At 66.4% G+C, this 26,618-nt stretch carries 15 protein-coding genes; 11 read left to right on the top strand and 4 right to left on the bottom strand.

Translation table 11 applies throughout. The features are described 5' to 3' along the window. The first annotated feature begins 83 nt into the window (after positions 1–83). The 11 genes from ACTZWU_RS04075 to ACTZWU_RS04025 all read left to right on the top strand — a co-directional run bounded on the left by ACTZWU_RS04075 (position 84) and on the right by ACTZWU_RS04025 (position 21,525). A complete protein-coding gene (locus ACTZWU_RS04075) occupies positions 84–15,386 on the top strand; it encodes a PLxRFG domain-containing protein (RefSeq protein WP_444736078.1) in 15,303 nt (5,100 codons plus the stop codon). Positions 15,387–15,496: 110 nt separating this feature from the next. Further along, on the top strand, positions 15,497–15,721 hold the full coding sequence (locus tag ACTZWU_RS04070) for a hypothetical protein (protein WP_444736077.1): 225 nt from the start codon (positions 15,497–15,499) through the stop codon (positions 15,719–15,721). Further along, on the top strand, positions 15,721–16,536 hold the full coding sequence (locus ACTZWU_RS04065) for a hypothetical protein (RefSeq protein ID WP_444736076.1): 816 nt from the start codon (positions 15,721–15,723) through the stop codon (positions 16,534–16,536). The genes ACTZWU_RS04070 and ACTZWU_RS04065 overlap by 1 nt, the downstream gene beginning before the upstream one ends. Positions 16,537–16,539: 3 nt before the next feature. Beyond that, the gene (locus ACTZWU_RS04060) at positions 16,540–17,448 is read left to right on the top strand and encodes a hypothetical protein (RefSeq protein ID WP_444736075.1); all 909 of its coding nucleotides are present in this window, start codon (positions 16,540–16,542) and stop codon (positions 17,446–17,448) included. Continuing rightward, positions 17,448–17,687, top strand: a complete 240-nt coding sequence (locus ACTZWU_RS04055) for a hypothetical protein (RefSeq protein WP_444736074.1) — start codon at positions 17,448–17,450, stop codon at positions 17,685–17,687. The genes ACTZWU_RS04060 and ACTZWU_RS04055 overlap by 1 nt, the downstream gene beginning before the upstream one ends. A 3-nt stretch (positions 17,688–17,690) precedes the next feature. Beyond that, complete coding sequence (locus tag ACTZWU_RS04050; protein WP_444736073.1) at positions 17,691–18,077, top strand: hypothetical protein; 387 nt, start codon at positions 17,691–17,693, stop codon at positions 18,075–18,077. Next, positions 18,070–18,693: a hypothetical protein gene (locus tag ACTZWU_RS04045; protein WP_444736072.1), complete on the top strand. Its 624-nt coding sequence runs from the start codon at positions 18,070–18,072 to the stop codon at positions 18,691–18,693. The genes ACTZWU_RS04050 and ACTZWU_RS04045 overlap by 8 nt, the downstream gene beginning before the upstream one ends. Then, positions 18,690–19,274, top strand: coding sequence for a YcbK family protein (locus ACTZWU_RS04040; protein WP_444736071.1), 585 nt, complete (start codon positions 18,690–18,692; stop codon positions 19,272–19,274). The genes ACTZWU_RS04045 and ACTZWU_RS04040 overlap by 4 nt, the downstream gene beginning before the upstream one ends. A 1-nt stretch (position 19,275) precedes the next feature. Next, on the top strand, positions 19,276–19,629 hold the full coding sequence (locus tag ACTZWU_RS04035; protein WP_444736070.1) for a hypothetical protein: 354 nt from the start codon (positions 19,276–19,278) through the stop codon (positions 19,627–19,629). A 268-nt stretch (positions 19,630–19,897) separates the two neighbouring features. After that, entirely contained in the window at positions 19,898–21,238 is a 1,341-nt protein-coding gene (locus ACTZWU_RS04030; RefSeq protein ID WP_444736069.1) for an NAD(P)/FAD-dependent oxidoreductase, read from the top strand. After that, positions 21,235–21,525 (top strand): hypothetical protein, encoded by a 291-nt coding sequence (locus ACTZWU_RS04025; protein WP_444736068.1) that lies wholly within the window; start codon positions 21,235–21,237, stop codon positions 21,523–21,525. Before ACTZWU_RS04030 ends, ACTZWU_RS04025 begins: the two co-directional genes overlap by 4 nt. 246 nt (positions 21,526–21,771) lie before the next feature. On the opposite strand, the gene ACTZWU_RS04020 is transcribed toward ACTZWU_RS04025, so the two are convergent. The 4 genes from ACTZWU_RS04020 to mmsB are packed head-to-tail and all read right to left on the bottom strand — an operon-like array spanning position 21,772 to position 26,580. Next, positions 21,772–22,683, bottom strand: a complete 912-nt coding sequence (locus tag ACTZWU_RS04020) for a Gfo/Idh/MocA family protein (RefSeq protein ID WP_444736067.1) — start codon at positions 22,681–22,683, stop codon at positions 21,772–21,774. Continuing rightward, positions 22,683–24,425 carry an L-arabinonate dehydratase gene (gene araD / locus ACTZWU_RS04015; RefSeq protein ID WP_444736066.1) on the bottom strand — a complete coding sequence of 581 codons (1,743 nt, stop codon included), beginning with the start codon at positions 24,423–24,425 and terminating at the stop codon, positions 22,683–22,685. Before araD ends, ACTZWU_RS04020 begins: the two co-directional genes overlap by 1 nt. Before the next feature lie 7 nt (positions 24,426–24,432). Further along, the gene (gene araD1, locus ACTZWU_RS04010; RefSeq protein ID WP_444736065.1) at positions 24,433–25,422 is read right to left on the bottom strand and encodes an AraD1 family protein; all 990 of its coding nucleotides are present in this window, start codon (positions 25,420–25,422) and stop codon (positions 24,433–24,435) included. A 3-nt stretch (positions 25,423–25,425) separates the two neighbouring features. Continuing rightward, positions 25,426–26,580 carry a multiple monosaccharide ABC transporter permease gene (mmsB, locus tag ACTZWU_RS04005; protein WP_444736420.1) on the bottom strand — a complete coding sequence of 385 codons (1,155 nt, stop codon included), beginning with the start codon at positions 26,578–26,580 and terminating at the stop codon, positions 25,426–25,428. Between the last annotated feature and the right edge of the window lie 38 nt (positions 26,581–26,618).

Below are 26,618 nucleotides of genomic sequence, written 5' to 3'. Positions count from 1 at the left end.
AGCGAACCGGCCCGCCCGTGTCATAACGGGCGGGCGAGGACGTAGGACATGGGCTCGCGAAGCTGACACCTTCGGAGAGCCCCATGTCTGGCAATACGCCTGCTGATCGCGCACATGCGCGCCTCGACGCACTTTATGGCGTCGCCCCCGCTTCCCAGACCGATTTCCGCAGCATCGCGCGCCGCACCAAGGTTCCCGTCAACCTGCTGATGGCGCTGGATGGAGGCGCGGGCGACTTGCGCGCGGTCGAGCAGCAGGCCAGCAAGATCGCGGAGGCGGTCAGCGCGGGCAAGCCCCTTGAGGCGGCTGTGGCAGAGGTCGCGGGCGACGAGGCGCGGGGCATGGCCATTCTGGAAACGGCCTATGATCTGGCCGACCGGATGGCCCCGGCGCCCGAGGCGGCGCCCGGCAGGGGCAATGATGGCCGGGTCGGGCTCGGGGAAGGCATCGCAGGCGCGGCGCGCAGCTTGGGCGGCGGTCTCGTCCGGGCGAGCGGCGGCGCGCTGGATGCCCTGGGCGTGGCGGCAGACGAGGCGTGGCGGCAATCGTTCAGTGACGACCCTTCGCAGGCAAGCGGGCTGCGTCGGGCCGGTCAGGCGGCCGGGGATGCCGCCCGAGGCGCGGGCGAAAGCATCATGGATGGCGCCAGCGAGGACTTCAAGGCGCGGCGCGAGGGCTTCCAGCCGAGCGGAAACCTTGCGGACCCGTCGAGTTGGAGCCTTGGCGACGATCCGAGCATCTGGGGCGCGATTGGCCTGACGGCCGAGGGTCTTGGTTCGATGGCGCCTGTCGTCGCGGCCGGTCTGCTGACCAAGAACCCCGCCATTGCCGGTTCCATCGTCGGCGGCCTGATGGGCGCGGGCGAGGGCGTGGAAACCGGGCGGCAGTTCGTGCAGGACGCCGCCAAGACGCTGGACGAAAACGGCCGGCCGGTGATCGAGGGCCTGCCAGAATACAAGAATCTGCGCGAGGCGGGCGAAAGCCATGACCGCGCCGTGTCCGAACTCACGCGGCGGGCCGAGAACGACGCCGGTTTCCGGCAGGGCATGGTTGCCGGTCTGGGCGGCGCGGCCACCAACCGCATCCTCTTGAGCGCGGACGGCTGGCTTGGGCGCGGCGGGCGGCTGGCGCGGGCAGGCAAGAAGGGCGCGGCCAGCGCGCTTGAGGAAGGCGCGCAAGAAACGGCTGAAGGCGTCGCGGGCGGGTCTGGGATCGAGGCCGCGACCGGCGCCGATCTGGACCTGATGGACGACAGCTTTGGCGATTTCGTCGCTGGCGCGCTGTCTGGCGGCGTGATGGGTGCTGGCGCTGGCGCGCTTGGACGCAGCAACGACGAGCCGCCCGCCTCCCTGGGTGCTGCGCCCGCGCCAAGTGCCCCGCTGGCGCTTCCCGCGCCCACGAACGGCGGAACGATCTTCGGGCGCCCGCCTTCGGCCGATCTGAACCCCTCCATGCCCCTCGGGCTTCCCGCGCCGAACAATGGCGGCGCGATCATCCCGCCTGCACCGCCCCCCGGCGCGCTTGGCCTTCCGGCGCCCGAGCCGGTCACGCAACGAGACAACCCCGAGATTGCCGGGGCGCCGCTTGGCGGCCCCGCACCCTTGGCCCCGGCTGGCGGCAGCAGCCAGGGCCAGACCGCCGCGCCCGCCCCGGTTTCCTCCCCTGGGATCGGCGCGGCGGTTCCACCCTTGGGCGCGGCGCCTGCGCCCGCCCCGATCACGCCCCCGGCGCCGCCCGCAGGCCCGGTCGAGGCCATCGCGCAACAGATCGCCGCCGCCACCCCGGCGCCGCAGGCCGAGCCCGCGCCGCGCTTCCCCGACCAGAAGCCGGGCGCGACCGTGACCTTGGGCAATGAGGACGGCGCGAACGAAAACGCCGTGTTCCTGCGCGAGACCCCGAACGGCGCCCTTGTCCGCATCCAAGGCCAGGAAATCGAACTGACGCCCGAGCAGTTCGATCAGGCCCGCAATCAGGCAGAAGTGAACCAGAACCGCGAGGAAACGAGCCGGGGCGAATTGGGCGGCATTTCGGTGGCGGCAAGCCTCGGCGCGCGGCCGGGCCCCCGGATCGCCATGACGGTCGAGGAAGAATTTGCCCGCATGACGCCCGAGGAGGCGCGCAAGCGGCTGGTGGCCCTTGAAGCCGGGGCGCGTCAGCGCGGCTGGAACACGCGCACCTCGAACCTTCGCACTATCCTCTTGCAGCGCATCGCCCTGGGAGAACCGGCCAATGTGGAATCCAGCGTCGCAGAAGATCCGGCCTCGGGACCATCTTCCCCCCTTGGGCTACGCGATGGACGCAATGACGGCAGCGCGGGAACTGCAACGGGCGGGGCTGCTGTCCAAACGGGAGCGCAAGACGCTGGAAGCGTGGATATGCGACCCGAACCGGCAGGAACCGGACCTGCACCTGTCAGCGGTGATCTGGGCGGTGTGGATGTGGCAGATGACGCCGGGAAGCTGGGCGCTGCACTGAACGCCGCGCGCGCGGCCGGGCTGGTGACGCACACCACCAAGAAGGGCAAGCCCAAGGTCGGCTATGTGCTGCAAGGCGTGACCAAGGCCGAGGCCGACGCCATGGACCCCTATTCCTTCCGCAAGGACGGGGGCATCTTCGTGAACGCCGCGCGGGCGGATGCGTTTGACGTGCAGCAACCGGCCCAAATTGACACACAAGCCGGTTTGAGTGGCAAAGATGCGCCTCAACCGCCGCAGGGAAACGGGACATCGGCCAACCCGGAACCCCTCACAGTTGCGACCGCCGCCGCTAATGTGGCCCCGGCACCGACCGACGCCCAGAAGGAGGCCGGGAACTATCGCAAGGGGCATGCCCGCTGGAACGGGCTGGACCTGTCTATCGAGACGGCCAAGGGGCAGGAGCGCAGCGGCACCGACCCGAACGGCAAGCCGTGGTCTGTCACCATGCCCGCCGACTACGGATATTTCCGCAGGACGGAGGGCAGCGACGGCGATCAGGTCGATTTCTACATGGGACCGGACGAGGGCAGCGATTTCGTCCTGGTCGTGGATCAGAAGGACTTGGCCACCGGCGCATTCGATGAACACAAGGTCATTCTCGGGACGAACAGCGCCGCCGAGGCCATGGCGATCTACGAGGCCGGTTTTTCGGATGGGCGCGGGCGCGAGCGCATCGGCGGCATCCGTGAGATGCACCCGCAAAGCCTGCGCGCTTGGCTGAACAATGGCGACCTGACCAAGCCCGCGTCGCCCAGCTTCGACGGCCCGGCGCGGCCCATGCAGCCCACCAGCGCCCAGAAGGCGCGCGATCAGGAGGCCAAGCCCGCCAGCACCGCGCCCGAACACGCGGCGGTCGGCGTGGACCCGCGCGAACTGTCCGAGATCGTGGCCGAGTTCAACGATGCTCAAGGCGGCATGGTTCAGGACGGTGATCGCATCCACCATCTGTTCGACGCCCCGAAGAAAAGCGAGATCGTCAGGCTGGGCCAGAAAGCCGAGGTCCGCTCTGTCACGCGCGACGGCGCGCGCGTCTGGCACCGTGACAAGGGCTGGATGACCCCCGCAGAGGCCCGCGCCCAGATCGAGGAATGGAAAGCCCACGCCCGCGCCCAGGGCGAGACGCGCGAAAACGCCGACAAGGTGGTGCTGTCCCTGTTCGACCTGACCGGAAGCTGGTCGCTCCCGTGGGAAGAAGCGGGCTATCAGGTGTTCCGCTTTGACATTCAGGCCGACCCCGAGATGGGCGACGTGAACAACTTTTCGACGGATTTCTTCGGGGACTGGTTTGGCGACTTCGACGGGATGGACATTTACGCCATCCTTGCCGCCTGCCCTTGCACGGATTTTGCCAGCAGCGGATCGCGCCACTTCGCGGCCAAGGACGCTGACGGCCGAACCGTCGCATCGGTCAAGCTGGTTCACCAGACCCTTGCCACCATCGAGCATTTCCGACCGGCTGTCTGGGCTATTGAGAACCCCGTGGGGCGGATCGAGAAGCTGGGCGGCCTCCCGCCCTGGCGGCTTTCGTTCGAGCCGTTCCACCTTGGCGACACCTACACCAAGACGACGCTTCTCTGGGGCCGTTTCAATGGTGATCTGCCTGTCGCGCCGGTCGAGCCGGTCGAGGGCAGCAAGATGCACCAGAAGTATGGCGGCAAGAGCCTTGCCACCAAGAACGCCCGGAGCGCGACGCCCGAGGGCTTCGCCTATGGCTTCTTCATGGCCAACAACGCGACCGACCATCCTGTCATGGCGCTGGCCAACAAGTTCGACCGGCTGGACCGCGATCTGATCGAGCAGGCCATCGAGGCGGGCGTGACGGCCGACGCCATCACCGAGGCGGTCTCGGATTTCTACTACATGGAACTGGACGACGCGGCCGCCAATCAGGCGATCCGCGACCTGATGAAGCCGTCGCCCTCGCCCAAGGGCCAGCGGATCGAGGATGCAGAGGTCGTCAGCACGACGCCGCCCGCCCGTTCCGAGGTCGAGCGCACCGTTCCTGAAGCGCGTGATGCGTCCGAGTTCGCGGCCGCCATCGGCGCCACCGCGAACCGCCCTATGACCGGGCTGGATAGCCTCGATTTCGACGCATTCGATGACAAGACCCGCGAGGACGGACAGAACAGCCCGGCCAAGCGCAAGGGCCGCGACGAGACCGGACGTTGGGCCAAGGCTGTCGTGAAGGCCCTGACGACCGTGGCAGGCATGGAGCCCGTCAAGGACAAGAAGGGGAAGGCCCAGAAGCCGGTCAGCTTCGGCTATGGCATGGCGTCCGAACTGGACGAGACGAATATCAGCTTGGCCGGGAAGAACGGCGTTCAGGTGTTCGTCAAGATGGCAAACGGATGGAGCCGGGGGCAGACCCAGACCATCTATTTCCAGATCACGGGCAACCCGGAGAAGCCCGGTTACAGCCGCCCCTTCATCGGAGGCAACACGTTCATTCCCGAGACGGCGACCCCGGCAGAAGCGGCGGCGATGATCGCGCGCGCTGTCGAGCGGGCCGAGGGCGCGGCCGAGCAAAAGGCGGTGAAGGCCGCAGCCGATCAGGCGGTCAGCAAGCCCGCCGAGGGGGGAGCGTCCAATTCTGGACAGACCCCCGAGGCCGCGCCCGCCGCGCCGGAGCCTGCCGCCGATCACCCGATCAAGAAGCACCTCACCGGCCAGATCGAGCGCGAGAAGGTCAAGTCCCGCAAAGCGCGCGCGGCAGGTGACAATTCCAAGGCAGGCATCGCAGATGCGACCTTGCGCAGGCTGCGCATGAATATGTGGAAAGCCGAGGAAGCTATTGACGCGGCTATTGCAGCCAAGGACTTCGCACCGTTCGCGCCCCACCAAGCGGATTTCCCCATCGCGGCGGAAGCGTTGCGCAGCGAAATCAGCCGGATCGCCCCTGCCGTCCAACCTGATGTTACAGAAACCGCCCCTCAAAGAGGGCCTGAAAATGTAACACGCCCCGGCAGCGGCATCGCCGCCGCGCTGTCGCCCGAAGATCAGGCGCGCATGGCGGAGTTGAAGAAGAAGCTGGCGGCCCGCCTGCGGACCCAGGCCAGCAGCGGCCTCGACCCCGAAATCCTCGGCATGGCCGTTGAACTGACCGGCCTCTACATCAAGGCAGGGGCGCGCAAGTTCGGCGCCATGCTGCGCGACTTCATGGCCGACACCGGCCTGACCGCCTCGGAGTCGCAGCGTTACATGCGCGCGGCCTATGGCGACGTGCGCGACGACATGGACCTGAACGGCGAGGACGTGAGCGGCTTCGATACAGCCGATCAGGTCATGGCCGAGGTCCGCGCGGCGCTGGCAGAGGAAAAGGCTGCGCCTGCCCCATCGGCCAACTCGCAGGAAGCGCCGGATCGTGGTAGTATCGGGCAGAACGCCCAGAAAGAGGATCAACCCGATGATCGAAACGGCTCTGATGAAAGCGATGATCGAGCAGGCGCCGACCGAGGCCCGCAAGATCCAGAAGCGGGGGCCGAACGCCCTCAAGGAACACGTCGCGGCCGTGGTGACGCGGACGCGGGCCAATCTCGATCCGAACCCGCCGCAGGACGATCCGGCCGGGGACGTGATGATGCGCGAGATGGTGATGGCCGAGGCGATGGCCGAACTGACGATGCGCGACGAGTAGAAGCGCCGCAGAACCACGTCATTCCCGAGGGCGGTCTTGAACTGACCGGAGGGGAAAAGACCCGCGCCCGCAACGCGGTGAAGGCCATCGAGATTGTCCGCGCCCTGGAACGCGAGGGGCGCCCGGCCACGGCCGACGAGCGCGCGGCGCTGGCCAAGTATGGCGGCGCTGGCGTTCTGGCCCCTGCCCTGCCCAACAGCGCGGGCCGGATCAGGATGCAGGACATTGCGGCTGATCTGGACCGACTGCTGACCCCCGAAGAACGGGCGACGGTCGAAAAGACCAGCCAGTATGCGTTCTATACCGCCGAGCCGGTCTTGCGGAATATGTGGGCGCTGGCGCAGCGCCTTGGATTCAAGGGCGGGGAAGTGTTCGAGCCCGGTATGGGCGTGGGCGGCTTCGCTGGCACCATGCCTGCGGGCGTCAACGGGCGCTATCACGGGATCGAACTGGACCACATCACGGCGAAGATCGCGGCGGCCCTCTATCCCCGGCACCACATCAAGCATGGCGACTTCATCCAAACGGCCATGCCCCGCGACTTCTACGACCTCGTGATCGGCAACCCGCCCTTCTCGCAAACCAAGATCACGGCCGACCCCGCCTATCCGCAGGGGTTTATGATCCACGACTATTTCTTCGCCAAGAGCCTGGACTCGGTTCGGCCGGGCGGCCTGCTGATGTTCGTCACCAGCGCAGGAACGATGAACAAGCGCGACGCCAAGGCGCGGAACTATCTCGCAGACCGGGCCGACCTTGTGGGCGCGGTCCGCTTGCCCAACACGGCCTTTGCCGAGAACGGAACCCAGGTCACGACCGACATCATCGTTCTGCGGAAGCGCCTTGAGGGCGAGCCCGAGGCGAACCCGGCATGGCGCGAATCTACCCCGGTTTCCGTGCCGGATGGGAAAGGCGGCACGGTCGAACTGAACGTGAACCGCTATTTCCAAGCGAACCCCGAAATGATCCTGGGCGAACAGGGCGCGTTTGATACGCTCGTCGGCGCCCCGAGGATCGGCGTTCGCCCGCGTGAGGGCGCCAACCTTGGCCGCGATCTGCAAACCGCGCTGGCCAGCTTCCCCGAGAACGTCATGTCGGCCGCCGATCCGCGTCAGATGATGGACGGGCCGCGCGACGCGACCAGCGCCGAGACGAAAACCGGCAGCTACTACCTGAAGGACGGGGAACTGTGGCAGTTCGACGGCCGCGAGGGCAAGCCGGTCCAACGGAAGGGCAAGAGCGGCGGCGGCATGAGCAAGGCCGATTACGACCTTATCAGCCAGCTTGTGCCGATCAGGAACGCCCTGCGCGCGGTCTATGCCGCCGATCTGGCGGAAGCCGACGCGACGCAGGCCCGTGCGGAACTGAACCGCCTCTACGACGAGTTCGTCGCCAAGAACGGCCCCATCAACAAGGTCGAGGAAAGCTATCGCCGCCCGAGCGCGGTTGAATTGGAGGGGATGCGTCAGCGCGCCGCCGAGGATGCCCGGTCGGCCAGTCTGGGCTTCGACATTGGCAGCTTCGATGCCGGGCCGATGATCGAGGCGGGCGCCAGCATGGCCGCCATCGCCCGCGCGCGGCGCGAGGCCGCGCAGCAGCCCGGATACCGTGAAGGCACGTTCGACCCCGAGGCCGTCCCTGACAAGGTGTTGGAGCGGTTCCCGAACATCGACGCATTCCGGCAAGACCCCGAGAGTTTCCGGCTGCGCGCCATCGAGAAGTTCGACCGCGCGACGGGCGAGGCAACCAAGACGCGCGTATTCACCGAGAACGCCGTGAAGAAGGCCACCCAGCCCAAGATCAGTTCGCCCGAGGATGCGCTTCTTTATCTGCTGGCAGACACGGGCCGGATTGATCTGGACCGGATCGCGGAACTGTCCGGGTCCGCACCGGCGACCGTGCGCGCCGAGTTGAAGGGCAAGATTTTCCTCAACCCGGCCACCGGCGAGTTCGAGACGCGGACCCGCTACCTGTCAGGCAATGTGCGGCGCAAGCTGGCCGAGGCCGAGGCCGCAATCTCGCGCGACATTCGCTTTGCCGAGAACGCCGAGGAACTGCGGAAGGTCATTCCCGACCCCATCCCTCGCAGCGGGATCGTCATTCCCCTGGGCGCGCATTGGTTCGATCACGGGTTTTACGCCGAGTTCGCCAAATCCAAAGGTCTGCGCCTCGAAGCGACCTTCAAGAAGGCCCTGGGCCGCTGGAATGTCGAGGGCGACGACAGAAGCCCGGCCGCGAAGAACGAGTGGGGGACCGAGGACGTTCCGTTTGCCGACATGATGCGGCGGGCGATGAACAACAAGCCCATGCGCGTGACCCGGACCGTCAAGAACGAGGACGGCACCACTACCAGCTTCGTGGACGAGGAAGCCACGCAAGCCGCGTCCGACAAGGCCGCAGAGGTGCAGGCCGCGTTCTCCGAATGGCTTTGGTCGGACGAGGCCCGCGCCGAGATGCTGGAAGAACGCTACAACGAGGTGTTCAACGCCGAGGTCGCGCCGGTCTATGACGGCGCCTATCTGACCACGCCCGGCATCAACACGGGCTGGAAGTGGCGCCCGCACCAGACGGCGGTTGTCGCGCGCATCCTGCAATCGGGCAGCACCTACATGGCCCATGCGGTTGGCGCCGGTAAGACCAGCGCCATGATCGGCGCTGGCATGGAGGCCCGCCGCCTCGGGATCGCCCAACGCCCCTGGTATTCGGTTCCGAACCACATGCTTGTGCAGTTCGCCACCGAGTTTCAGGAGCAATACCCGCTGGCGAATATCCTTGTCGCGGACGAGACCAACTTTCAGGGGGACCGGCGCCGCCAGTTCGTCGCGGACGCCGCGAGCGGCGATTACGATGCGGTCATCATCACTCACAGCGCGTTCGAGCTGATCCCGTCGAGCCCGGCCGCGAAAGCCGCCGTGGTCGAGGAAATGCTGTCCGATCTGCGCGAGTTGATCGAGGACATGGGCGACAATCCGCGCGACCGACAAGCCGGGCAGGATCAGGCTCTTTTGGGCGCGCTGCGGTCCGTGGCGGGCGCCCTGGGCATCAAGGAGGAAAAAGAGAAGGGCGTCAGCACCGCGAAGAAGATCGCGCAGATGATGGAGCAGGCCGAGCAGCGGCTTACTGCCATGACGCAGGACACCGGCAAGGACGAGGTGTTCACCTTCGATGAAATCGGCGTGGATATGCTGTTCGTGGACGAGGCCCACCTGTTCCGTAAGCTATCCTTTGCCACGACGAATGGCACGATCAAGGGCATCGACCCCAAGGGTTCGGCCATGTCGATGGACCTGTTCATCAAGTCCCGATCTGTCGAGCGCCGCAATCCGGGCCGGGGTCTGGTATTGGCATCGGGAACGCCGATCACCAACACCATGGCCGAACTCTACAGCCTGCAACGCTTCATGCAGCCGCAAGCCTTGGACGATAAGAACATCAGTGCGTTCGATTCCTGGGCCGCGACATTCGGGCAAGTCACCAGCGAGTTGGAGCAGACACCGGACGGAGGATACAAGGAGGTCAGCCGCTTCTCGAAGTTCGTGAACACGCCTGAACTGTCGCTGATGGTTCGGCAGGTCATGGATATTGTGACCAGCACCGATCTTGAGAAATACGTCACCCGGCCGAAACTGCGCGGCGGCGGCCGCAATCTTGTCGTGGTCGAGGCCACCCCCGAGCAGAAGGCATACCAGCAGGATCTTGCCCGGCGCATGCGGGCGATGCAGCAGCGCAAAGGCCCGCCCAAGCCGGGCGACGACATCATGCTGAACGTGGTGAACGATGGCCGTCTTGCCGCTATCGACATGCGGCTGGTTGACCCCAATTCGACCGGCGAGGGGTCCAAGCTGGAGCGGCTTATCCAGAACGTCTATGCGGGCTGGAAGGCGGGGGCGAACGCCCCCCTGCATGGCGTGAAACCGGAAGGCGGCTACACCGACAAGCCCAAGATGCGCGGGCCGACGACGCAGATCGTGTTCTCGACCCTGGGCGTGAGCCCGTCGAAGCACAATCCCAGCTTCTCGGTCCACCGTCACATCAAGGCCTCACTGATCCGCATGGGCGTCCCCGAAAGCGACATTATCATGGCGGGCGATCTCAAGTCGCACGTTGCGAAGCAGCGGGCGTTCAACGACATGAACGATGGCAAGCGACGCATTCTGATCGGCTCAAAAAACCTGTTCACCGGCGTCAACGCGCAGCGCCGGTTGGCGCAAATTCATAACCTCGATCCGCTCTGGTTCCCGGCTGACGACGAGCAGCGGAACGGGCGCGGCATCCGCCAGGGGAACATGAACCCCGAGATTGCCATCAACGACTACTCGACCAAAGGCACCTACGACGCGACGATGTGGCAGATGATGGAGCGCAAGGCGGGCTTCATCAGCGGCTTCTATCGCGGCGATCCGACGATGCGCGACATGGAGGACTTGGGCGAGGAAAGCGCCTTTGCCCAGGCCAAGGCCATGACGACCAGCGATCCGCGCGTTCTGCAACTGACAGAGATGAAAACCGAGCGCGACAAGCTGCGGCGCCGGGCTGGCGCCGTGGATACGCAGCGGTCGCGCCTGCGCGCACAGATCAGGGGGGCAATGCGCGCCGCTGAATATGCCCGTGACGAAGAACGCAAGATCAGCCCTGTCGCCGCGATGATCCCCGACCTTTCAGGCGAGAAGTTCAAGATGCGGGTCGGCGCCACGGAGTTTGACAGCCGGAAGGAGGCGGGCGAAGCGATCATGGCGCGCGCTGATGCGCTGGTCGAGGCGGGAAAATCGGTCGATGATGAAGTGATCGGCAACATCGGCGGGTTCCCTGTCGAGGCCCGCTATTCGGTCATTTCCCAAGTCGTTGGGCTTGGCATCCGCCACAGCCCGGCGATGGACTTGGCCGATGCCGAGTTCAGCGATGATCCGGTCGGCCTGATCCGCAAGCTGGAATACGCCCTCAAGAAGCCCGAACGCTACGTCGAGTTCTATCAGGCAGATATTGCCAAGCACGACCGGGCGGCCGCCGCCCTGCGCGGCCAGCTTGAAGGCGTGAAGGAGTTTGCCGATCAGGGCAAGCTGGACAAGCTGGACGCCGAGATTGCCGAACTGGAAGCGGCGCTTCTGGCGGATGCCGCAGCCGAGGCCGAGGCCGCCAAGGAGTCGCGCTTCACCGACGATCCTGAACTGACCCCCGCGCTGGCCCGCCAGATCAACGCGGCAGCGCGGGCCGAACTGGAAAAGGTAGGCATCGCCGGTCGAGTCCGGGCCGAGGTCGGGGGCGAGGGCCGCGCGGCTGGCACCTATCAGCGCGGCGTCATTCGCATCCTGCGCGCCCGTTCGGGCAAGTGGCGGCACACGCTGGACCATGAAATCATCCACGCCCTGCGCGATCCGGCGATCTGGGGCGGCGATGCCGGTATCTTCACGCGCGACGAGTGGCGCGCGCTGGTCCGTGCCGCGCGGGCCGACGAGGGTATCGCGGCGCGCGTCGAGGCCGCTTACAGCGATCTGGACGCCACAGGCCAGACCGAGGAAATGGTTGCCGAACTCTACGCAGATTGGGCGCAGGCGCGGCGTGAGGCGCCCGCAGGGCCGGTGCGGACCGCGTTCGACCGCATCCGGTCTTTCTTCCGGGCGGTGGCCTCTGCGCTGCGCGGTGAGGGCTTCCAAGACGCCGCGCGGATCATGGAGCGGATCGCCAATGGCCGGATCGGCGGGCGAGGCCCGGACGGGCCGGGCGGTGGCGTCAGCCCCGCGCGCGAGCAGCGCGACACCACGAGCGCGGCGTTCCGACGCTGGTTCGGTGACAGCAAGGTCGTGGATGCCGATGGCAAGCCGCGCGAGGTCTATCACGCAACCAAGGCAGGCGATTTCGAGGCGTTCGACACGAACATTTCCAGCCCCGACCAGACATTCGGGCGCGGCAGCTACTTCGCAACCCGCAAGTCGGACCTGAACGAGCATCTGGGCATGGGCGAATATGACGAGGGCGCGCGCGTCATCACGGCCAATTTGTCCATCCAGAACCCTTACGTCTGGGATGTCAGCACGGAGGCCAAGCGCGTAAAGCTGCTGGCAGACCTTGACGCAGCCGGGATCGAGGGCAAGGGGCCGTATCCGTTCCATGAGATGAACGGGCGGCGCGATCCTGGGCGTTTCACGGCCTGGGCGAAATCGCAAGGCTACGATGGCGTGTTCGTCATGTCGGCCAACGGGCGTGACGTGACAGAAATCGTCGCCTTCGACCCGACGCAGATCAAATCGGTGAACAATCGCGGCACGTTCGAGCCTGACAACCCTAACATTCGCGAGCAGCGCGACATGACCGCGATCAAGGATGCGTTGCGCGCGGCAAGCGGGCGCGGCAAGGGCCGGGCGGCTTCGGCCGCGCGGGCGATGTTCAGCCGCGACGGCTGGAAGAAGTCGCCCGAGGTGTTCTCGAACTGGCTGACCGACGCCATGGGCAAGAACGAGCGGTTCAACGTCCTGGGCGCCGTTCCCGGCCATGCCTTGTTCGCGGAATTGGGCAAGAACCTGTCCGCTGCCCAGACCTACCTGAAGAACAAGCAGGCCATGGACACCGAGCGCAACGACTGGCAGGCGCGCGCGGCCGCCATGGTGGACAAATGGTCCAAGGCCGGGCGCCAGGACGGGGAGGCGAACACGCGCCTCATGGACCTGATGCACGAAAGCACCCTGGCCGGGATCGACCCGAGCAAGCCCGACGATTGGGTGCATCCGAGCGCCGACAGCGCGCGCAGGATCGACCGGAGCGACGTGGCCAGCCCCGAGCAGAGGGCCTTTGCGCGCCGTGTGGCGGAGGAAATCGCGGATCACAAGGCGACCTATTCCCGCCTCAAGGCCGCGCATGATGCGCTGCCCGCCGAGTTCCAAACCCTCTACAGCGAGATCCGCGACGAATACGCGGCCATGGCCGACGCGACCGATAGCGCGGTGCTGGAGAATGTCTCTATCGCCAACGAGGTCGCGGTGAAGCGCGCCCGGCGCCAACACGCAAAGGAGATGCAGCGGATCAAAGACGAGGGCTTGACGGGCAGCGCAAAGGACGAGGCCATTGACCAAGCGGATGCGAGGCTGGCGGCGACCGAAAAGCGGGCGCGCATGAACGGGGCCGCGCGGATCGCGGCGCTGCGCGCGGCGTTCGAGACGAACCGGATGCAGGGGCCGTATTTCCCGCTCGCCCGGTTCGGCAACTACTTCGTCACTGTCCGCGATAGCGCGGGCAAGGTCATCAGCTTTAGCCGCTTCGAGAAGAAGGAAGCCCAGCAAGCCGCGATCCGCGAGGCCGAGGAAGATGGCGCGGCCGAGGGCTGGCAGATCGAGCATGGCGTCCTGGGTGGCAACGCCGATCTGAAAGGCATGGTCGATCCGCGCTTTGTGTCCGAGGTCGAGGGCATCTTGGCAGAAACCGGGGCCAGCCCCGAGACCATGGACGCGATCTGGCAGCACTGGCTTGAAACCCTGCCCGACCGCAGCGTTCGCAAGAGCCGCATTCATCGCAAGGGCCGCAAAGGCTTCAACCAAGACGCGGTTCGGGCATTCAGTTCGGCCATGTTCCACGGCGCCCATAACCTCGCCCGCCTGCGCTACGGGCTGCGGATGGACGAGAACCTGAACGACGCCGAGGAACAGGCGGCCCGCCAGCGCGACCCCGAGCGCGCCGGGTTCGTGGTGCGCGAGATGCGCCAGCGCCACGCCTTCACGATGAAGCCGACGAACAACCCGCTTGTGACGGCCGGCACGTCCCTGGCCTTCATCTGGTATCTGGGCATGAGCCCGGCCGCAGCCATGGTCAACATCACCCAGACCACGGTTTTCGGCATCCCGATCCTCGGAACGCGCTTCCGCAAGGCGGGCGTGACCGGCGCGGCCGACGCTCTGGCGCGGGCCAGCGCGGATTTCGCGCGGGGCAAGGGCTGGGCCGAGCGCAGCAAGAACCTGACGGCCGACGAGCGCGCGGCGATGCAGCGCGGCTATGAGTTGGGGACCATCGACAAGACCCAGGCGCACGATCTGGCGGCGGTTGCGGAATCCGGCGTTGAGTATCGGCCCGGCCGCGAGAAGGCGATGCGCGTGATCGGCTTCCTGTTCCACCATGCCGAACGGCTGAACCGCGAGGTCACTTTCCTTGCCGCCTATCGCTTGGCGCGCAAGGAAGGGCTGGCCCACGAGTCCGCGATAGACGAGGCGGCGGCGCTGACGTGGCGAACGCACTTCGACTATCAGAACACCAGCCGTCCGCGCATGATGCAGGGCGATTTCGCCAAGATCATCCTGACCTTCCGCAACTTCACCGTGAACGCGCTTTACCGGCTGTTCCGCGACACGCATCAGGCTTTCGCGGGCGATAGCCCGGAGGCGAGGCGCGAGGCGCGCGGCCAGCTTGTCGGGATCACGCTGTCGATGATGGCACATGCCGGGATCAAGGGCGTCTGGGGCTTCGGCCTGCTAATGGGGCTTCTCGGACTGGCTTTCCCCGGTGGCGACGGCGACGACATCGAGGATTGGTTGCAGGATGCGCTTCTGGTCGAGGGCGACGGCCTCGGGACCGCCTCTTGGAACTGGATGATGGGCATGCTTCTGCACGGCGTTCCCGGTCACGCCATGGGCGTCAGCATGACGGAGCGCGTGGGCATGCCGAACCTGTGGTTCCGGCCGCCGCGCGAGGGGACCGAGGGGCAAGACCTGTGGACGCACTATCTGCAAGAGGTGGCCGGGCCGGTCGTCGGGATCGGCGGGAACTTCGTGTCGGGCCTGTCGATGATTTCCGACGCCTGGGGCGATGGGAACAGCGAGAACATGCTTCGCGGGGCCGAGCGGATCACGCCGAACTTCGTCAGCAACGGCGTGATAAAGCCCGCCCGGTTCATGGCCTATGGCGCCAACACCTATCGGGGCGATCCTCTAATGGAGGTCGGGCCCCTAGACGCGCTGCGGACGGTTGCAGGCTTCACCCCGGCGCAACTGGCCGAACGCTACCGGATCAACGGGCGCCTGCGCGCCGCCGAGCAGCGCGTTATGAGCGAGCGCGCCAGCATCCACCGGGCAATCGGTAAAGCTGTCGAGGCGGGCGAGCCTATCCCCGAGCGCGTCATGCGGCAGATGCGCGAGTTCAACGCGACCTACCCCGAATACCCGATCACGGCCGCCACGATCCGGCAGTCGATCCGCAGCCGGGCGACGATGAAGGAGCGGAACGAGTGGGGCCTGTCGCTGAACCCGAAGCTGAATGACCGGCTGCGCGGCGAACTGCCCCAGGCGATTTACAGCTAGGTCTAGCACAACCGGGGGGCGATCTGTTAGATTGCCCCCATGCTCACGCACAGGACGTGCCGAGGCCCCTTTCTTCTGGAGCCCGCTGTCCGATGGCAGATCACAACGATATGAAGGTGGGCGCGGCCTACGTCGCCCTTCCGGCCGATGCCGAAGATACCATCATCTTCTGCGATGATGGCGAAATCCGGTTCACCGCCCATTCCAGCCCGACCGGCAATACCGCAGGCATCCCGCTCAAGAGCGGGCAGGCCCATTTGGTGAAGGCGGGGACCGTCCTGCATGTCCGATCCGGCGTCGCGGTCAATTCGATCTTGGTCCGCACGGTGGCGTGATGGACTGGTTGCTGAAAGCGCCAAACACGCTGCTGGGCAGGGCGGCGGATCGCGGGATACCGTCCACGCTCACGGCGTTCTACCGATCCGGCGCGATTTTGGCGCACTACAGCACCGACCGCGTTTTGCGGGACGCCGCAGGCGCGATAACTGCGTTTCCGAACATGGGCGGCGCTGGTTCAGTTCTCGACGCAACTGTAATCGGGCCGGAGCTGATGCAGCAATTCAGCACGGCGATTTTCCCCGAGAACGGGACAAGCATTACACAGATTGCTGCGCCGCTTAATTTGATCGGCGTGCGTCTGTTTTGGCTGATGGACACGGCCCAAGCCGCTGACGGCGCTCGGCTTTTCGGGCGGCAGGATGTGTCTGGCATCGTCATGGCCAAGAACGCCAGCGGCATGGAACTGCAAATTCGCCGGGCGGGCGTCGGGCCTAACCTAGCGCCGCGCACCCCATGGCCGGAAGGGCTGGCGGTTTATGAACTGGACGCGACCGCCACGACCTACACGCTGCGGATCAACGGCGTCGTCGTGGCTTCTGCTGCGCACACCCATGCGGACCTGCTGATTGATCGGATTGCATCGGGGCAGGCTGGGTTGCTGCGCTTCGCCGGTCGCATGGGCGAAATACTCGGGGTCATCCTAGGCCTGACAGACACCGGCGCCGCGATCACCGCAGCCCGCGCCCGCCTCAACGCGCGCCTTCTGGAAATCACCCCCATCGCGTCGGGCGCGGCCATCGCTGGCCTTCCTGCCGTTCCTGCGGTCGCAGTCACGCCCACGTTCGACGGCGCAATAATCGGAGCATCCTGAACCATGAACCGCAGCGTTTTCTTCCGCACCAAGTCGCCGGTTGGGCCTTGGCAGCGATACAGCGGCGCCCTTCCGTTCAACGTGACTGGCTTTCAGGCTGGCGTGGTTCTGGAATACGATATTGGCGATGGTGTGATCCGTGAAATCACGACCAGCGCATTCGACCCGGACGCGCAGGCCCTTTTCAACCGCTTTGAAATTGCCCCAGAGCTTGAGCGCAAGCAGCTTATCAGCGACCGCTTCATCGCAGGCAAAGCGACGACTTGGTGGTCAAAGCTGGATGCCTTGTGGGTCCATGCGGCTCACGCGCCCGAAGCAGGACGCCTGAACTGGCTGTCGCCCAACTTCAACTGTCTGCCGGTCAACAACCCGTCTTTCGAGGTAGATCGCGGCTATACCGGCGACGGCGTGTCGTCCTATCTCGATAGTCAGTTCAATCCGGCTGTGCAGGTTCCGCTCGGGTCTAAGTTCCAGCGCGACAGCGCGAGCATGGGCGTCCGCTCGAACACTGACAACCAATCCGCAGGATCTCTGATCGGATTCTTCGACGGAACATCTGGTGTGTCCATGAACCCGCGCAACGCCAACAACGGCGCGGCCTACCGGGTGAACCAAGGGACGCAGTTGACCAGTTCCAACGGCACCAGCCCGTCAGCAGTCGGCATGTTCGCAGTCACGCGAACGGCGGCCAACGCGGTGGCCCTCTACCGGCAAGGCGGGCTTATTGCCTCCGGCACGACCGCCAGCAACCCGGTTGCCAATGGAAATCTGCGGCTTGGTGCGATCACCGACACGAGCCTGCGATCCTGCCAGTTCGCAATGGGCTGGATCGGCGGCGGCCTCACGGCAGACGAGGTGCAGAGCATTTTCGAATGGTTCCAGCCTTACCGGACAGCATTGGGGATTGAGTGATGGAATGGGTGATTTTTGACGACGCTGATTGCGCGTCGCTTGCCGAGATGAACGCGGGGACCGAATACAAGGTCCGACCTCGCCTGATCGACAACCCGGCAAGCCCGCTGGCGGGTCGGTTCGTGGCGCCGGTCGGCATCCTCGACGGCGCGTCGGGCGAATACTGGCGTGACCTGCTGGCAAATCATCAGCGTGCCACGGCCTCGCCTGACGGCCTGTTCACCCCCCCGGAGGACTGAGCGATGCTCCCAGACTGGCTTGGCCTGATCATGGACATGCTGTCCACGCCCGGCACTCCTGAAGGGCCGTATGAGCGCATGGCGGCCGCCTTCGGTCATTCCATGATCGGCGTCCTGCTGGCGGCTGCTGTCCTGCGCTTACTGTCTGCGCGGCCGTGGCTCGCGGCAGCAGCGGGGGCGGCGATCTACGCCCCGTGGGAAGCGGCCCAGATGATCTGGTTCGGGTCCAGCTTGGCCGACAGCGCGATTGACCTGGGCGCGGCGCTATGCGGCGCGCTGATCGCCGCATCGCTCTGGGCGCACCGCTTGCCGCCGATCCTGCCCGTGGCACTGGTCCTGCTCGCACTCGGCCGGGCCGCGCCCCGAGACAAGGACCGGCGCGATGGGTGAGAAGGCTAAGAACTTCTGGTCGTTCGTCCTTGAAGAAGCGAAGAAGTGGGCAGCGAGGACGGCGATCATGCTGGCCGTGTCCGTCCTCGTGCTGGTCGTCGCGCCCTTCCGAGACCGGATCATCGCCATCTGGCAGAGCCCGGCCCAGCTTGACCAGATCGCCACGCAGTTGGATCAGATCGCGGCAGGGTTCGCCGGGCAGTTGGAGCAGATCGCGGCAGAGTTGGCCCGCGCCACCGGCGAGGATCGCGTGATCCATGAGGCGCAGGGCCTAAGCTATGTCAAAGAGCCGGTCTATGTGGGCGATCCCATCACCCTGAACATCGTTGTGCGTCGGACGCGGCTTGGCGAAGCCTGTGTGCTGCTGAACCGCACCGCGATCTTCACCGACGAATCCAACATCACGAGCGCGGGCGAAACCCTGCGGCCGGCGCGTCAGGTGACGGTGGCCGAAACCGCCGTTCGCCTGTCCCTCGACGTGCCGCCGCAGGTCCAGCCGGGCCGCGTGACCGTCTATCTGTCCCTGGAGTTCGATTGCGCCGGGCGGCGGGTGTTCGACCAAACCAGACCAGTGGCCTTCGCGCTGCTGGAACAGCCCGAAAGGATCGACCCGTGAAGGTTTCCCATTTCAGCCGTTTCCCCATGGACCAGTGGCGCTGGCCCAACTTCTCGCCCCGCGAACTGGCGTCCAAGCGCGAGGGCGAGTTGCTGATCGACCCCCCGTCGCTCGACAAGCTGCAAGCCCTTCGGACGCGCCTTGGGCGGCCCATGGTCATCACCAGCGCCTACCGCAGCCCGGCCCACAATCGCGCGGTCGGCGGCGCGGCAGGCAGCCTGCACATGGATGGCAAGGCGTTCGACGTGGTGGTCGGCAACCATGATCCTCGCGCATTCATCGCGGCGGCGCGGGCGGCGGGCTTCACCGGGATCGGCACCTATCCGCGCCAAGGCTTCATCCACATCGACACCGGCCCGGCGCGGACCTGGGGCGACCCGTTCCCCTTCACGCGCACCGGCCTTGCGCCCGAGCCCGCTATGCCGCCCCAGCCCGAGAACAAGGCACCTATCCCCGTTCTCGACGCGGCGGCTGCATGGGACGTGACGGGCGGCGCCGCGCGGTCGGCGCTGACGTGGCCCACCATTGGCGGCCTGTCGGCAATTGCCCTGGCTGCGGCCTACTTCATCTTCGGAGGCTGACGTGAACCCTGTCCTGATCTTCAAGGCAATCCGCGACCTGAACGCGACTATCGAGCAAGCCAACCGGCTGGCCGGGCCGGATCGTCGCTATTCGCTGGCCGTCTCGAACCGCAGCTTCTGGTTCATGGCCGTGGCCGCGCTGGCGCAACTTCTGGCCGCCCTTGGCCTGGGCTTTCCGCTTCCCATCGACGTGACGGCCGAGACGGCTTATGCTGTGGTCACGGTCGCGCTGATGCTCTGGGCCGGGATCGAGAGGGTGCGCGGCAAGACGCGCGCGATCTGGAACCGCAAGCAGGGCGCCGACGCTCTGACCGAGGCCCTGCGCGCGGCTGTAGGGGACGAAAAGGGGCGGTGAATCTGGTTCACAGAATGGTTCACATTCTGGATCACGCCGCCCTCTGATTTCCCAGCATTTGCTGGTTATTGCCCGTCCGCATGGATGACTTCGGGTGCGCCAATTTCAAAACCTGTGATTGTCCCTTCGCCGCCTGACCAGGCGCGCTTCCGGGGTATGCCCCTGCGGCCTTTGCCCCGCTTCGGAACAATCACCGCCCCCTCTGGTTCACCATGACCGGGCGGGAATTCTCCGGCCGCAAAAGAAGCATCCGGAGAGACAAGCAGGCATGACCCCCGCCCGAGGCCAGATCGACTTTCGCGACGTGGTGATCATCGGCGCGGGCTTCGCCGGGCTGGAGGTCGCCAAGGCCCTTGGCCGCGCAGGCATCGGCGTGACGGTGATCGACCGGCGCAACCATCACCTGTTCCAGCCGCTGCTCTATCAGGTGGCGACGGCTGCCCTGTCGGCCACGGATGTCGCGGTGCCGATCCGCAAGATCCTGCGCCGCCATCACTCGGTCCGGGTGATCCTGGGCGAAGTGACCGGGATCGATACCGAGGCGCGGCGGCTGCTGCTTGGCTGCGGGCAGGTGATCGGTTATCGGCACCTCGTCCTGGCCAGCGGGGCCAGCCATGGCTATTTCGGTCGGGACGAATGGGCGGAATGGGCGCCGGGCCTCAAGACGATCGAGGATGCGCGGCATATCCGCTCGCAATTGCTTCTGACCTTCGAGCGCGCTGAACGCGCAACCGACCCGGCCGCGCGGCAGCGCCTGATGCGGATCGCCGTGGTCGGCGGCGGCCCGACCGGGGTCGAGATGGCGGGCGCCATCGCCGAACTGAGCCGCCACACGCTGCTGCACGATTTCCGCAGCATCGATCCGGGCAGCGCCTCGGTCACCCTGATCGAGGCCGGGCCGCGTCTGCTGGCCGGGTTCGACGAGGACATGTCGGCCTATGCCAAGGCCAGGTTGGAGCGGTTGGGCGTCACCATCCTGACCGGCGCAAGGGTCGAAGAGATCGGGCCGGGCTCGATCAGCCTGGCCGGGCAGACGCATCCGGTGGGCGTGGTGGTCTGGGCTGCGGGCGTGGCGGCCTCGCCCCTGGGGGCGCAATTGGGGCCGACCGACCGTGCGGGCCGCATCGCCGTGGACGAGACCCTGACCGTGAGGGGACAGCCGCAGGTTCATGCGCTTGGCGACGTCGCGCTGTTCACCAACGCCGAGGGCAAACCCCTGCCCGGCCTTGCGCAGGTCGCCAAGCAGCAGGGCATCCATCTGGGCCGTGCCCTTGCCGCGCATCTGACCCATGGCACGCCCCTGCCCGCCTTTCGCTACAAAAGCCGCGGCAACACCGCGATCGTCGGCCGCCATGCCGCCATCTTCGAACAGGGTCGCTTCCGACTGCGGGGTTGGCCCGCCTGGATGTCCTGGGCGATCATCCATGTCTATCTGCTGGTTGGGTTTCAGAACCGTTTTCTGGTCTCGATGCGCTGGCTGTGGCGTTACCTGACCTACGAGCGTGGCGCCCGCCTGATCGCCGGTGATGTCAGCGACGCAGCCGACAAGATGCCCCCCGACCCGCCCGGTCTGCGGGCGGCAAGGACCGGGGATCGGAGCATCGGATGATCAATCCCTTCCGCTTCCGACCCGAGACTCCGGCCCGATCCGCCGAACCAGAGGCCGGCAACCTGACCGGTGATACCGCCGAGTGGCAGGATAACTGGCTCTCGAACGGGATGGCATGGGGCAGCCGGGCCTTCCTGCCCGCTTGGTGCCATGGCCCCGGCCATTGGACATCGCGACTGGTGGCGCATCTGCACACGTCCTGCCCCTGCTGCCTGTTCTTCCGGGGGATGGTGCTAGGGCTGCCCTTGGGCGGCGCCGTCGGCCTCGCGGTCGGGGTCATCCTCTGAAAGCGCCTGTGGCGCAGCGCCGGCCATCACGCAGGCCGGGACAAGACCCCGCCCACAGGCTTTGGCACCACGGCGCCGGTTTTTCAGCAGAACCCTAAGATCAGACGCAGGCCGCGCGTCGCGTGCCGCCGGACATGGCCACTTGGCCGGTGCCGCTTTCGACGGCAAAGCCGGGCATGTCGCGGGCGGCTGTCCAGCCAGCAACAGCCTGGACGCGGCCGGGGACCTCGTTATGGCCGTCGCTGCCTAGAAATCGAAGGGCGCGACGATGGCCCTCTGGCCCATCGTGAAAGCGTCGGCGACCAGAACCATCGGCGCCAGATCGACCTCGCTGCGACCGTCCTGCACCAGCCCGGCCATCCGGGCATAAAGGGCGGGGTATTCCTGCATGATGTCCTTTTGCCCCTCGACCGGCCTGCCCGCGATCTCGAGGAGGTTGCCGCCCATCCGCAAGGCCATCGGCCCGGCATCGGTCACAAGCTCGATATCCCAGGTCTGCGGCCCGGTCTGGAGGAAGTCCAGATCGGCCTCGATCCCGCCCGAAAGGCTGAGACGCGCGGCGATGGGGGCCTGCCGGTTCGCCGGGAAATCCAGAGTGGCTGCGCGCAGGTGGACCGGGGCGGGCAGGATCTCGGTCAGGATCGAGAGCGCGTTGATCCCCGGATCGAAGACGCCCATCCCCCCGGCCTCGAGGATCCAGTCCTGCCCGGGATGCCAATGCCGGATATCCTCGCGCCAGATGATCCGGCCGCTTTCGATCCGCTTGTCGGCCAGCCAGCGCTTGGCCGCCGCGACGCCAAGTGCCATGCGCGAATGCCACGTGGCGTAGATCGTGACGCCTGCCTCGCGCGCCAGCGCCTGCAGCGCGTGAACCTCGGAGAGGCTGGCACCGGGGGGCTTTTCCAGCATCAGATGGCGCCCGGCGCGCAGCACGGCCTTGGCCGCGGCAAAGCGTGGCACCGGTGGCAGGCAGAGGCTGACCGCCCCGATATCGGGCCGCGCCTCAAGCATGGCGCCGATCTCGGTGAAGGCCTCGACGCCCTCGACCCTGCCGCTGCGCGAGACGGTGGCGGCAAGGTCCCAGTCGGCGCTGGCGCGCAGCGCGGGAACATGCTGGTCCAGCGCGATCTTTCCGATGCCGACAAGCGCGATCTTCATCAATGGCTGTCCCTTCCGACCGCGTTGCCCCGGCACCCCTGGAGGAAATCGAAATCCGCACCGGTATCGGCGCCCATCACATGGTTCTGGTGAAGCCAGGCGTAACCGCTGGCTGGCGGATCGGGCAGCGGTTGCCATGCGGCAAGGCGCGCGGCCAGTTCGGCATCGCTGATCTCAAGATGCAGGCGGCGGTTCGGCACGTCCAGCTGGATCATGTCGCCGTCGCGCACCACGGCAAGGGGACCGCCCGCCGCCGCCTCGGGCGAGGTGTGCAGAACGACCGTGCCGTAGGCCGTGCCCGACATGCGGGCGTCGGAAATCCGCACCATGTCCGTCACGCCCTTGCGCAGCACCTTGGGGGGCAAGCCCATATTGCCGACCTCGGCCATGCCGGGATAGCCGCGCGGGCCGCAATTTTTCAGCACCATCACACAGGTCTCGTCGATATCCAGCGCCTCGTCGGCGATGCGGGCCTTGTAATCGTCGATATCCTCGAAGACGACCGCGCGGCCGCGATGGGTCAGCAGATGCGGGCTGGCGGCCGAGGGCTTCAGAACCGCCCCGCTTGGGGCGAGGTTGCCGCGCAGGACCGCGATGCCGCCCTGCGGGGTCAGGGGATTGTCCACGGGCCGGATCACGTCCTCGTTCCAGTTGACGACATCCTTGACCTCTTCCCAGATCGTGGCCCCGCTGACCGTCAGCGCGTCGCGGTGCAGCTGCCCGGCCTCGGCCAGACGCTTGATGACGACGGGCAGGCCACCCGCATAGAAGAATTCCTCCATCAGGTATTTCCCGGAGGGCATCAGGTTCACGATGGTCGCCACATCGCGGCCGCAGCGGTCCCAATCGTCCAGCGTCAGGTCGATCCCCGCCCGGCCTGCCATGGCCAGCATGTGGATCACCGCATTGGTCGAGCCGCCGATGGCCCCGTTCACGCGGATCGCGTTCTCGAAGGCCTGCCGCGTCATGATGTCCGAGGGCTTCAGGTCGTCCTTGACCATCTGCACGATGCGCCGCCCCGACATCTGCGCCATGACGCGGCGACGCGAATCCACCGCAGGGATCGCGGCATTGCCGGACAGGGCCATGCCCAAAGCCTCGGCCATCGATGCCATGGTGCTGGCCGTCCCCATCGTGTTGCAGGTGCCGCTGGAGCGGGACATGGCGGCCTCGGCGTCCAGAAACTCGTCCTGCGTCATCTGCCCGGCCTTCACGGCCTCACTGAACTTCCACAGATGCGTGCCGGACCCGACCCGCTCGCCCCGGTACCAGCCGTTCAGCATCGGTCCGCCGGTCACGACGATCGAGGGAATGTCGCAGCTGGCCGCCGCCATCATCAGGCTGGGCGTGGTCTTGTCGCAGCCCACCATCAGCACCGCGCCGTCGATGGGCTGGCCGCGGATGGTTTCCTCGATGGCCATGGCGGCCAGGTTCCGAAACATCATCGCGCTAGGCCGGAAGGTGTTTTCCGAGACCGAAAAGACCGGCACCTCGACGGGAAAGCCCCCGGCCTCCCACACGCCTGCCTTCACCTTTTCGGCCAGTTCGCGCAGATGGCCGTTGCAGGGCGTCAGGTCGGACCAGGTGTTCAGGATGCCGATGACCGGGCGGCCGTCGAACAGGTCGTGCGGATAGCCCTGATTCTTGAGCCAGCCACGGTGATAGATCGTGTCACGCGAATTGCCGCCATACCATTCCTGGGATCGCAGCTTTCGGGGCCAGGGGGCGGGGGTGAAACTCATGCTCGCCTCACAGCGCAAGGGCGGCGACGGGCGCCGGGTCGGCGGCCTCGACCGCCAGAGGATTGGTCAGGGGCAGCCCGAAATCGGGGCATTCGATGCGGAAATGATCCCCCGCCTCGGTCCTGATCCCGTCGGCGAATGACAGGGTCGCGGTGCCAAAGAAATGCACATGCACATCACCGGGCTGCCGGAACAGAGCGTATTTGAAATGGTGGTGTTCCAGATTGGCGATGCTGTGGGACATGTTCGCCTCGCCCGAGAGGAAGGGCTTTTCCCAGACCGTGCGCCCGGCGCGGATCAGGCGGCTCGTGCCCTCGACATGGGCGGGCAGATCGCCCACGCGCATCTCGGGGCCGAAGCTCGCGGGGCGCAGCTTGGAATGGGCCAGCCACAGATAATTGCCGCGCTCGGTCACATGGTCGGAAAACTCGTTGGCCAGCGCGAACCCAAGCCGCACAGGGCGCCCGTCGGGGGCGACGATGTAGAGGCCCGCGATCTCGGGCTCCTCGCCTGCGTCGAGGGCGAAACCGGGCGAATGCAGCGGCTGACCGGGCGCGACCGCGTTGTGGCCGTTGCCCTTCCAGAACCATTCGGGCTGCGCGCCGATGCGCCCCGCCTCGGGCTTGCCGCCCTCAAGACCCATGCGGAACATCTTCATGCTGTCGGTCAGCTCGCCCGCCTCCAGGCTGGCATGCATCTTGTCGCGCGCCGAGGCGCTGCCCAGATGCGTCAGCCCCGTGCCGGTCAGGTGCAGATGCGCCGGGTCCTCGTGATCCAGCGGCAGAAGCAGCCGCCCCTCTTCCAGCGCGGCGACCAGATCGACGGCCTCGCCCGCCCCGCGAGTGGTCACTTCGGCCTGAAGGCCCCGACCCGCCGCCAGCGCGGCCAGCGCAAGCTCGCGGGTGGTCGCGATGCCGGGCACCAGATGCGCCCCGGCCCCGGTTCGGGCGGCGACGGCGCGGCTTCCGTCCGTCAGCGTCAGTTGCGACAGCCACATGGTTCAGCCCTCACGGTTCTTGTTGTAGACATCGAAGAAGACGGCAGCCAGAAGCACCAACCCCTTGATGACCTGTTGGTAATCGATGCCGATCCCCATGATCGACATGCCGTTGTTCATCACGCCCATGATGAAGGCGCCCACGACCGCGCCGACGATCTTGCCGACACCCCCCGACATCGAGGCGCCCCCGATGAAGACCGCCGCGATCACGTCCAGCTCGACCGCGAAACCCGCCCGAGGGGTCGCGGTGTTCAGCCGCGCCGCAAAGACCAGCCCCGCCAGCGCCGCCAGAAGCCCCATGTTCACGAAGACGAGGAAGGTCAGCCGCTCGGTCCGGATGCCCGACAGTTTGGCGGCCTTTGCATTGCCGCCGGTGGCATAGACACGCCGCCCGATCGTCGTCCGCTCGGTCAGGAAGACATAGATCACCGTTAGCACGACCATGGACAACAGCACATTCGGCAGGCCCCGGAACCAGGCCAGTTTCCAGGTCACGAACAGCAGTGCGGCCGCGATCACGCCGTTGCGGATCAGGAACAGGGCCAGCGGCTCGTCCTCCATCCCGTAGCGGGCGTTGCGGGCGCGGGCGCGCAGGCCGATCCACAGGATCAGCAGGACCGACAGCACGCCCACCGCCAGCGCAAGCCCGTTGGGACGGTCAAAGCCGAACGGGTCCGCGATGAAGCCCGTCGAAAGCTGCTGAAAGCTCTGCGGGAAGGGCCCGACCGACTGTCCCGCCAGCAGCCACAGCGACAGGCCCCGGAAGACCAGCATCCCGGCCAGCGTCACGATGAACGAGGGGATCTTCCAATAGGCGATGAAATAGCCCTGAACCGCGCCGATCGCCATGCCGACCACGATGCAGACCGCCATCGCCTGCCAGACCGGCATCTGGTTCTGGACGATCATGACCGCGGCCAGCGCCCCGATGAAGCCCATGACGGACCCGACCGACAGGTCGATATGGCCCGAGACGATCACCAGCAGCATCCCAAGCGCCATGATGATGATGTAACTGTTCTGCAGGAACAGGTTGGTGATGTTCACCGGGCGCAGAAGGACGCCGCCGGTCACGATCTGGAAAAAGACCATGATCGCGATCAGCGCGAAAAGCAGCCCGTATTCGCGGATGTGCCGCGCCACGTATTCGCGCATGCCCGTGCGGGGCGCGCTGTCGATGCGTTCCACGCTGT

Source organism: Paracoccus sp. NSM (assembly GCF_052379855.1).
GTDB lineage: Bacteria > Pseudomonadota > Alphaproteobacteria > Rhodobacterales > Rhodobacteraceae > Paracoccus.
The sequence above is the reverse complement of the archived record's forward strand: the minus strand, read 5'-3'. Positions and strand labels throughout refer to the sequence as shown.

Bases quoted from the DNA above. Each gene is read 5' to 3' on its own strand.
- ACTZWU_RS04065 (WP_444736076.1), top strand. From the start codon at position 15,721: ATGGACTGGTTGCTGAAAGCGCCAAACACGCTGCTGGGCAGGGCGGCG.
- ACTZWU_RS04045 (WP_444736072.1), top strand. From the start codon at position 18,070: ATGGGTGAGAAGGCTAAGAACTTCTGGTCGTTCGTCCTTGAAGAAGCG.
- ACTZWU_RS04025 (WP_444736068.1), top strand. From the start codon at position 21,235: ATGATCAATCCCTTCCGCTTCCGACCCGAGACTCCGGCCCGATCCGCC.
- ACTZWU_RS04070 (WP_444736077.1), top strand. From the start codon at position 15,497: ATGAAGGTGGGCGCGGCCTACGTCGCCCTTCCGGCCGATGCCGAAGAT.
- ACTZWU_RS04030 (WP_444736069.1), top strand. From the start codon at position 19,898: ATGACCCCCGCCCGAGGCCAGATCGACTTTCGCGACGTGGTGATCATC.
- araD (WP_444736066.1), bottom strand. From the start codon at position 24,425: ATGAGTTTCACCCCCGCCCCCTGGCCCCGAAAGCTGCGATCCCAGGAA.
- araD1 (WP_444736065.1), bottom strand. From the start codon at position 25,422: ATGTGGCTGTCGCAACTGACGCTGACGGACGGAAGCCGCGCCGTCGCC.
- ACTZWU_RS04050 (WP_444736073.1), top strand. From the start codon at position 17,691: ATGCTCCCAGACTGGCTTGGCCTGATCATGGACATGCTGTCCACGCCC.
- mmsB (WP_444736420.1), bottom strand. From the start codon at position 26,580: ATGCGCGAATACGTGGCGCGGCACATCCGCGAATACGGGCTGCTTTTC.
- ACTZWU_RS04075 (WP_444736078.1), top strand. From the start codon at position 84: ATGTCTGGCAATACGCCTGCTGATCGCGCACATGCGCGCCTCGACGCA.
- ACTZWU_RS04060 (WP_444736075.1), top strand. From the start codon at position 16,540: ATGAACCGCAGCGTTTTCTTCCGCACCAAGTCGCCGGTTGGGCCTTGG.
- ACTZWU_RS04055 (WP_444736074.1), top strand. From the start codon at position 17,448: ATGGAATGGGTGATTTTTGACGACGCTGATTGCGCGTCGCTTGCCGAG.
- ACTZWU_RS04020 (WP_444736067.1), bottom strand. From the start codon at position 22,683: ATGAAGATCGCGCTTGTCGGCATCGGAAAGATCGCGCTGGACCAGCAT.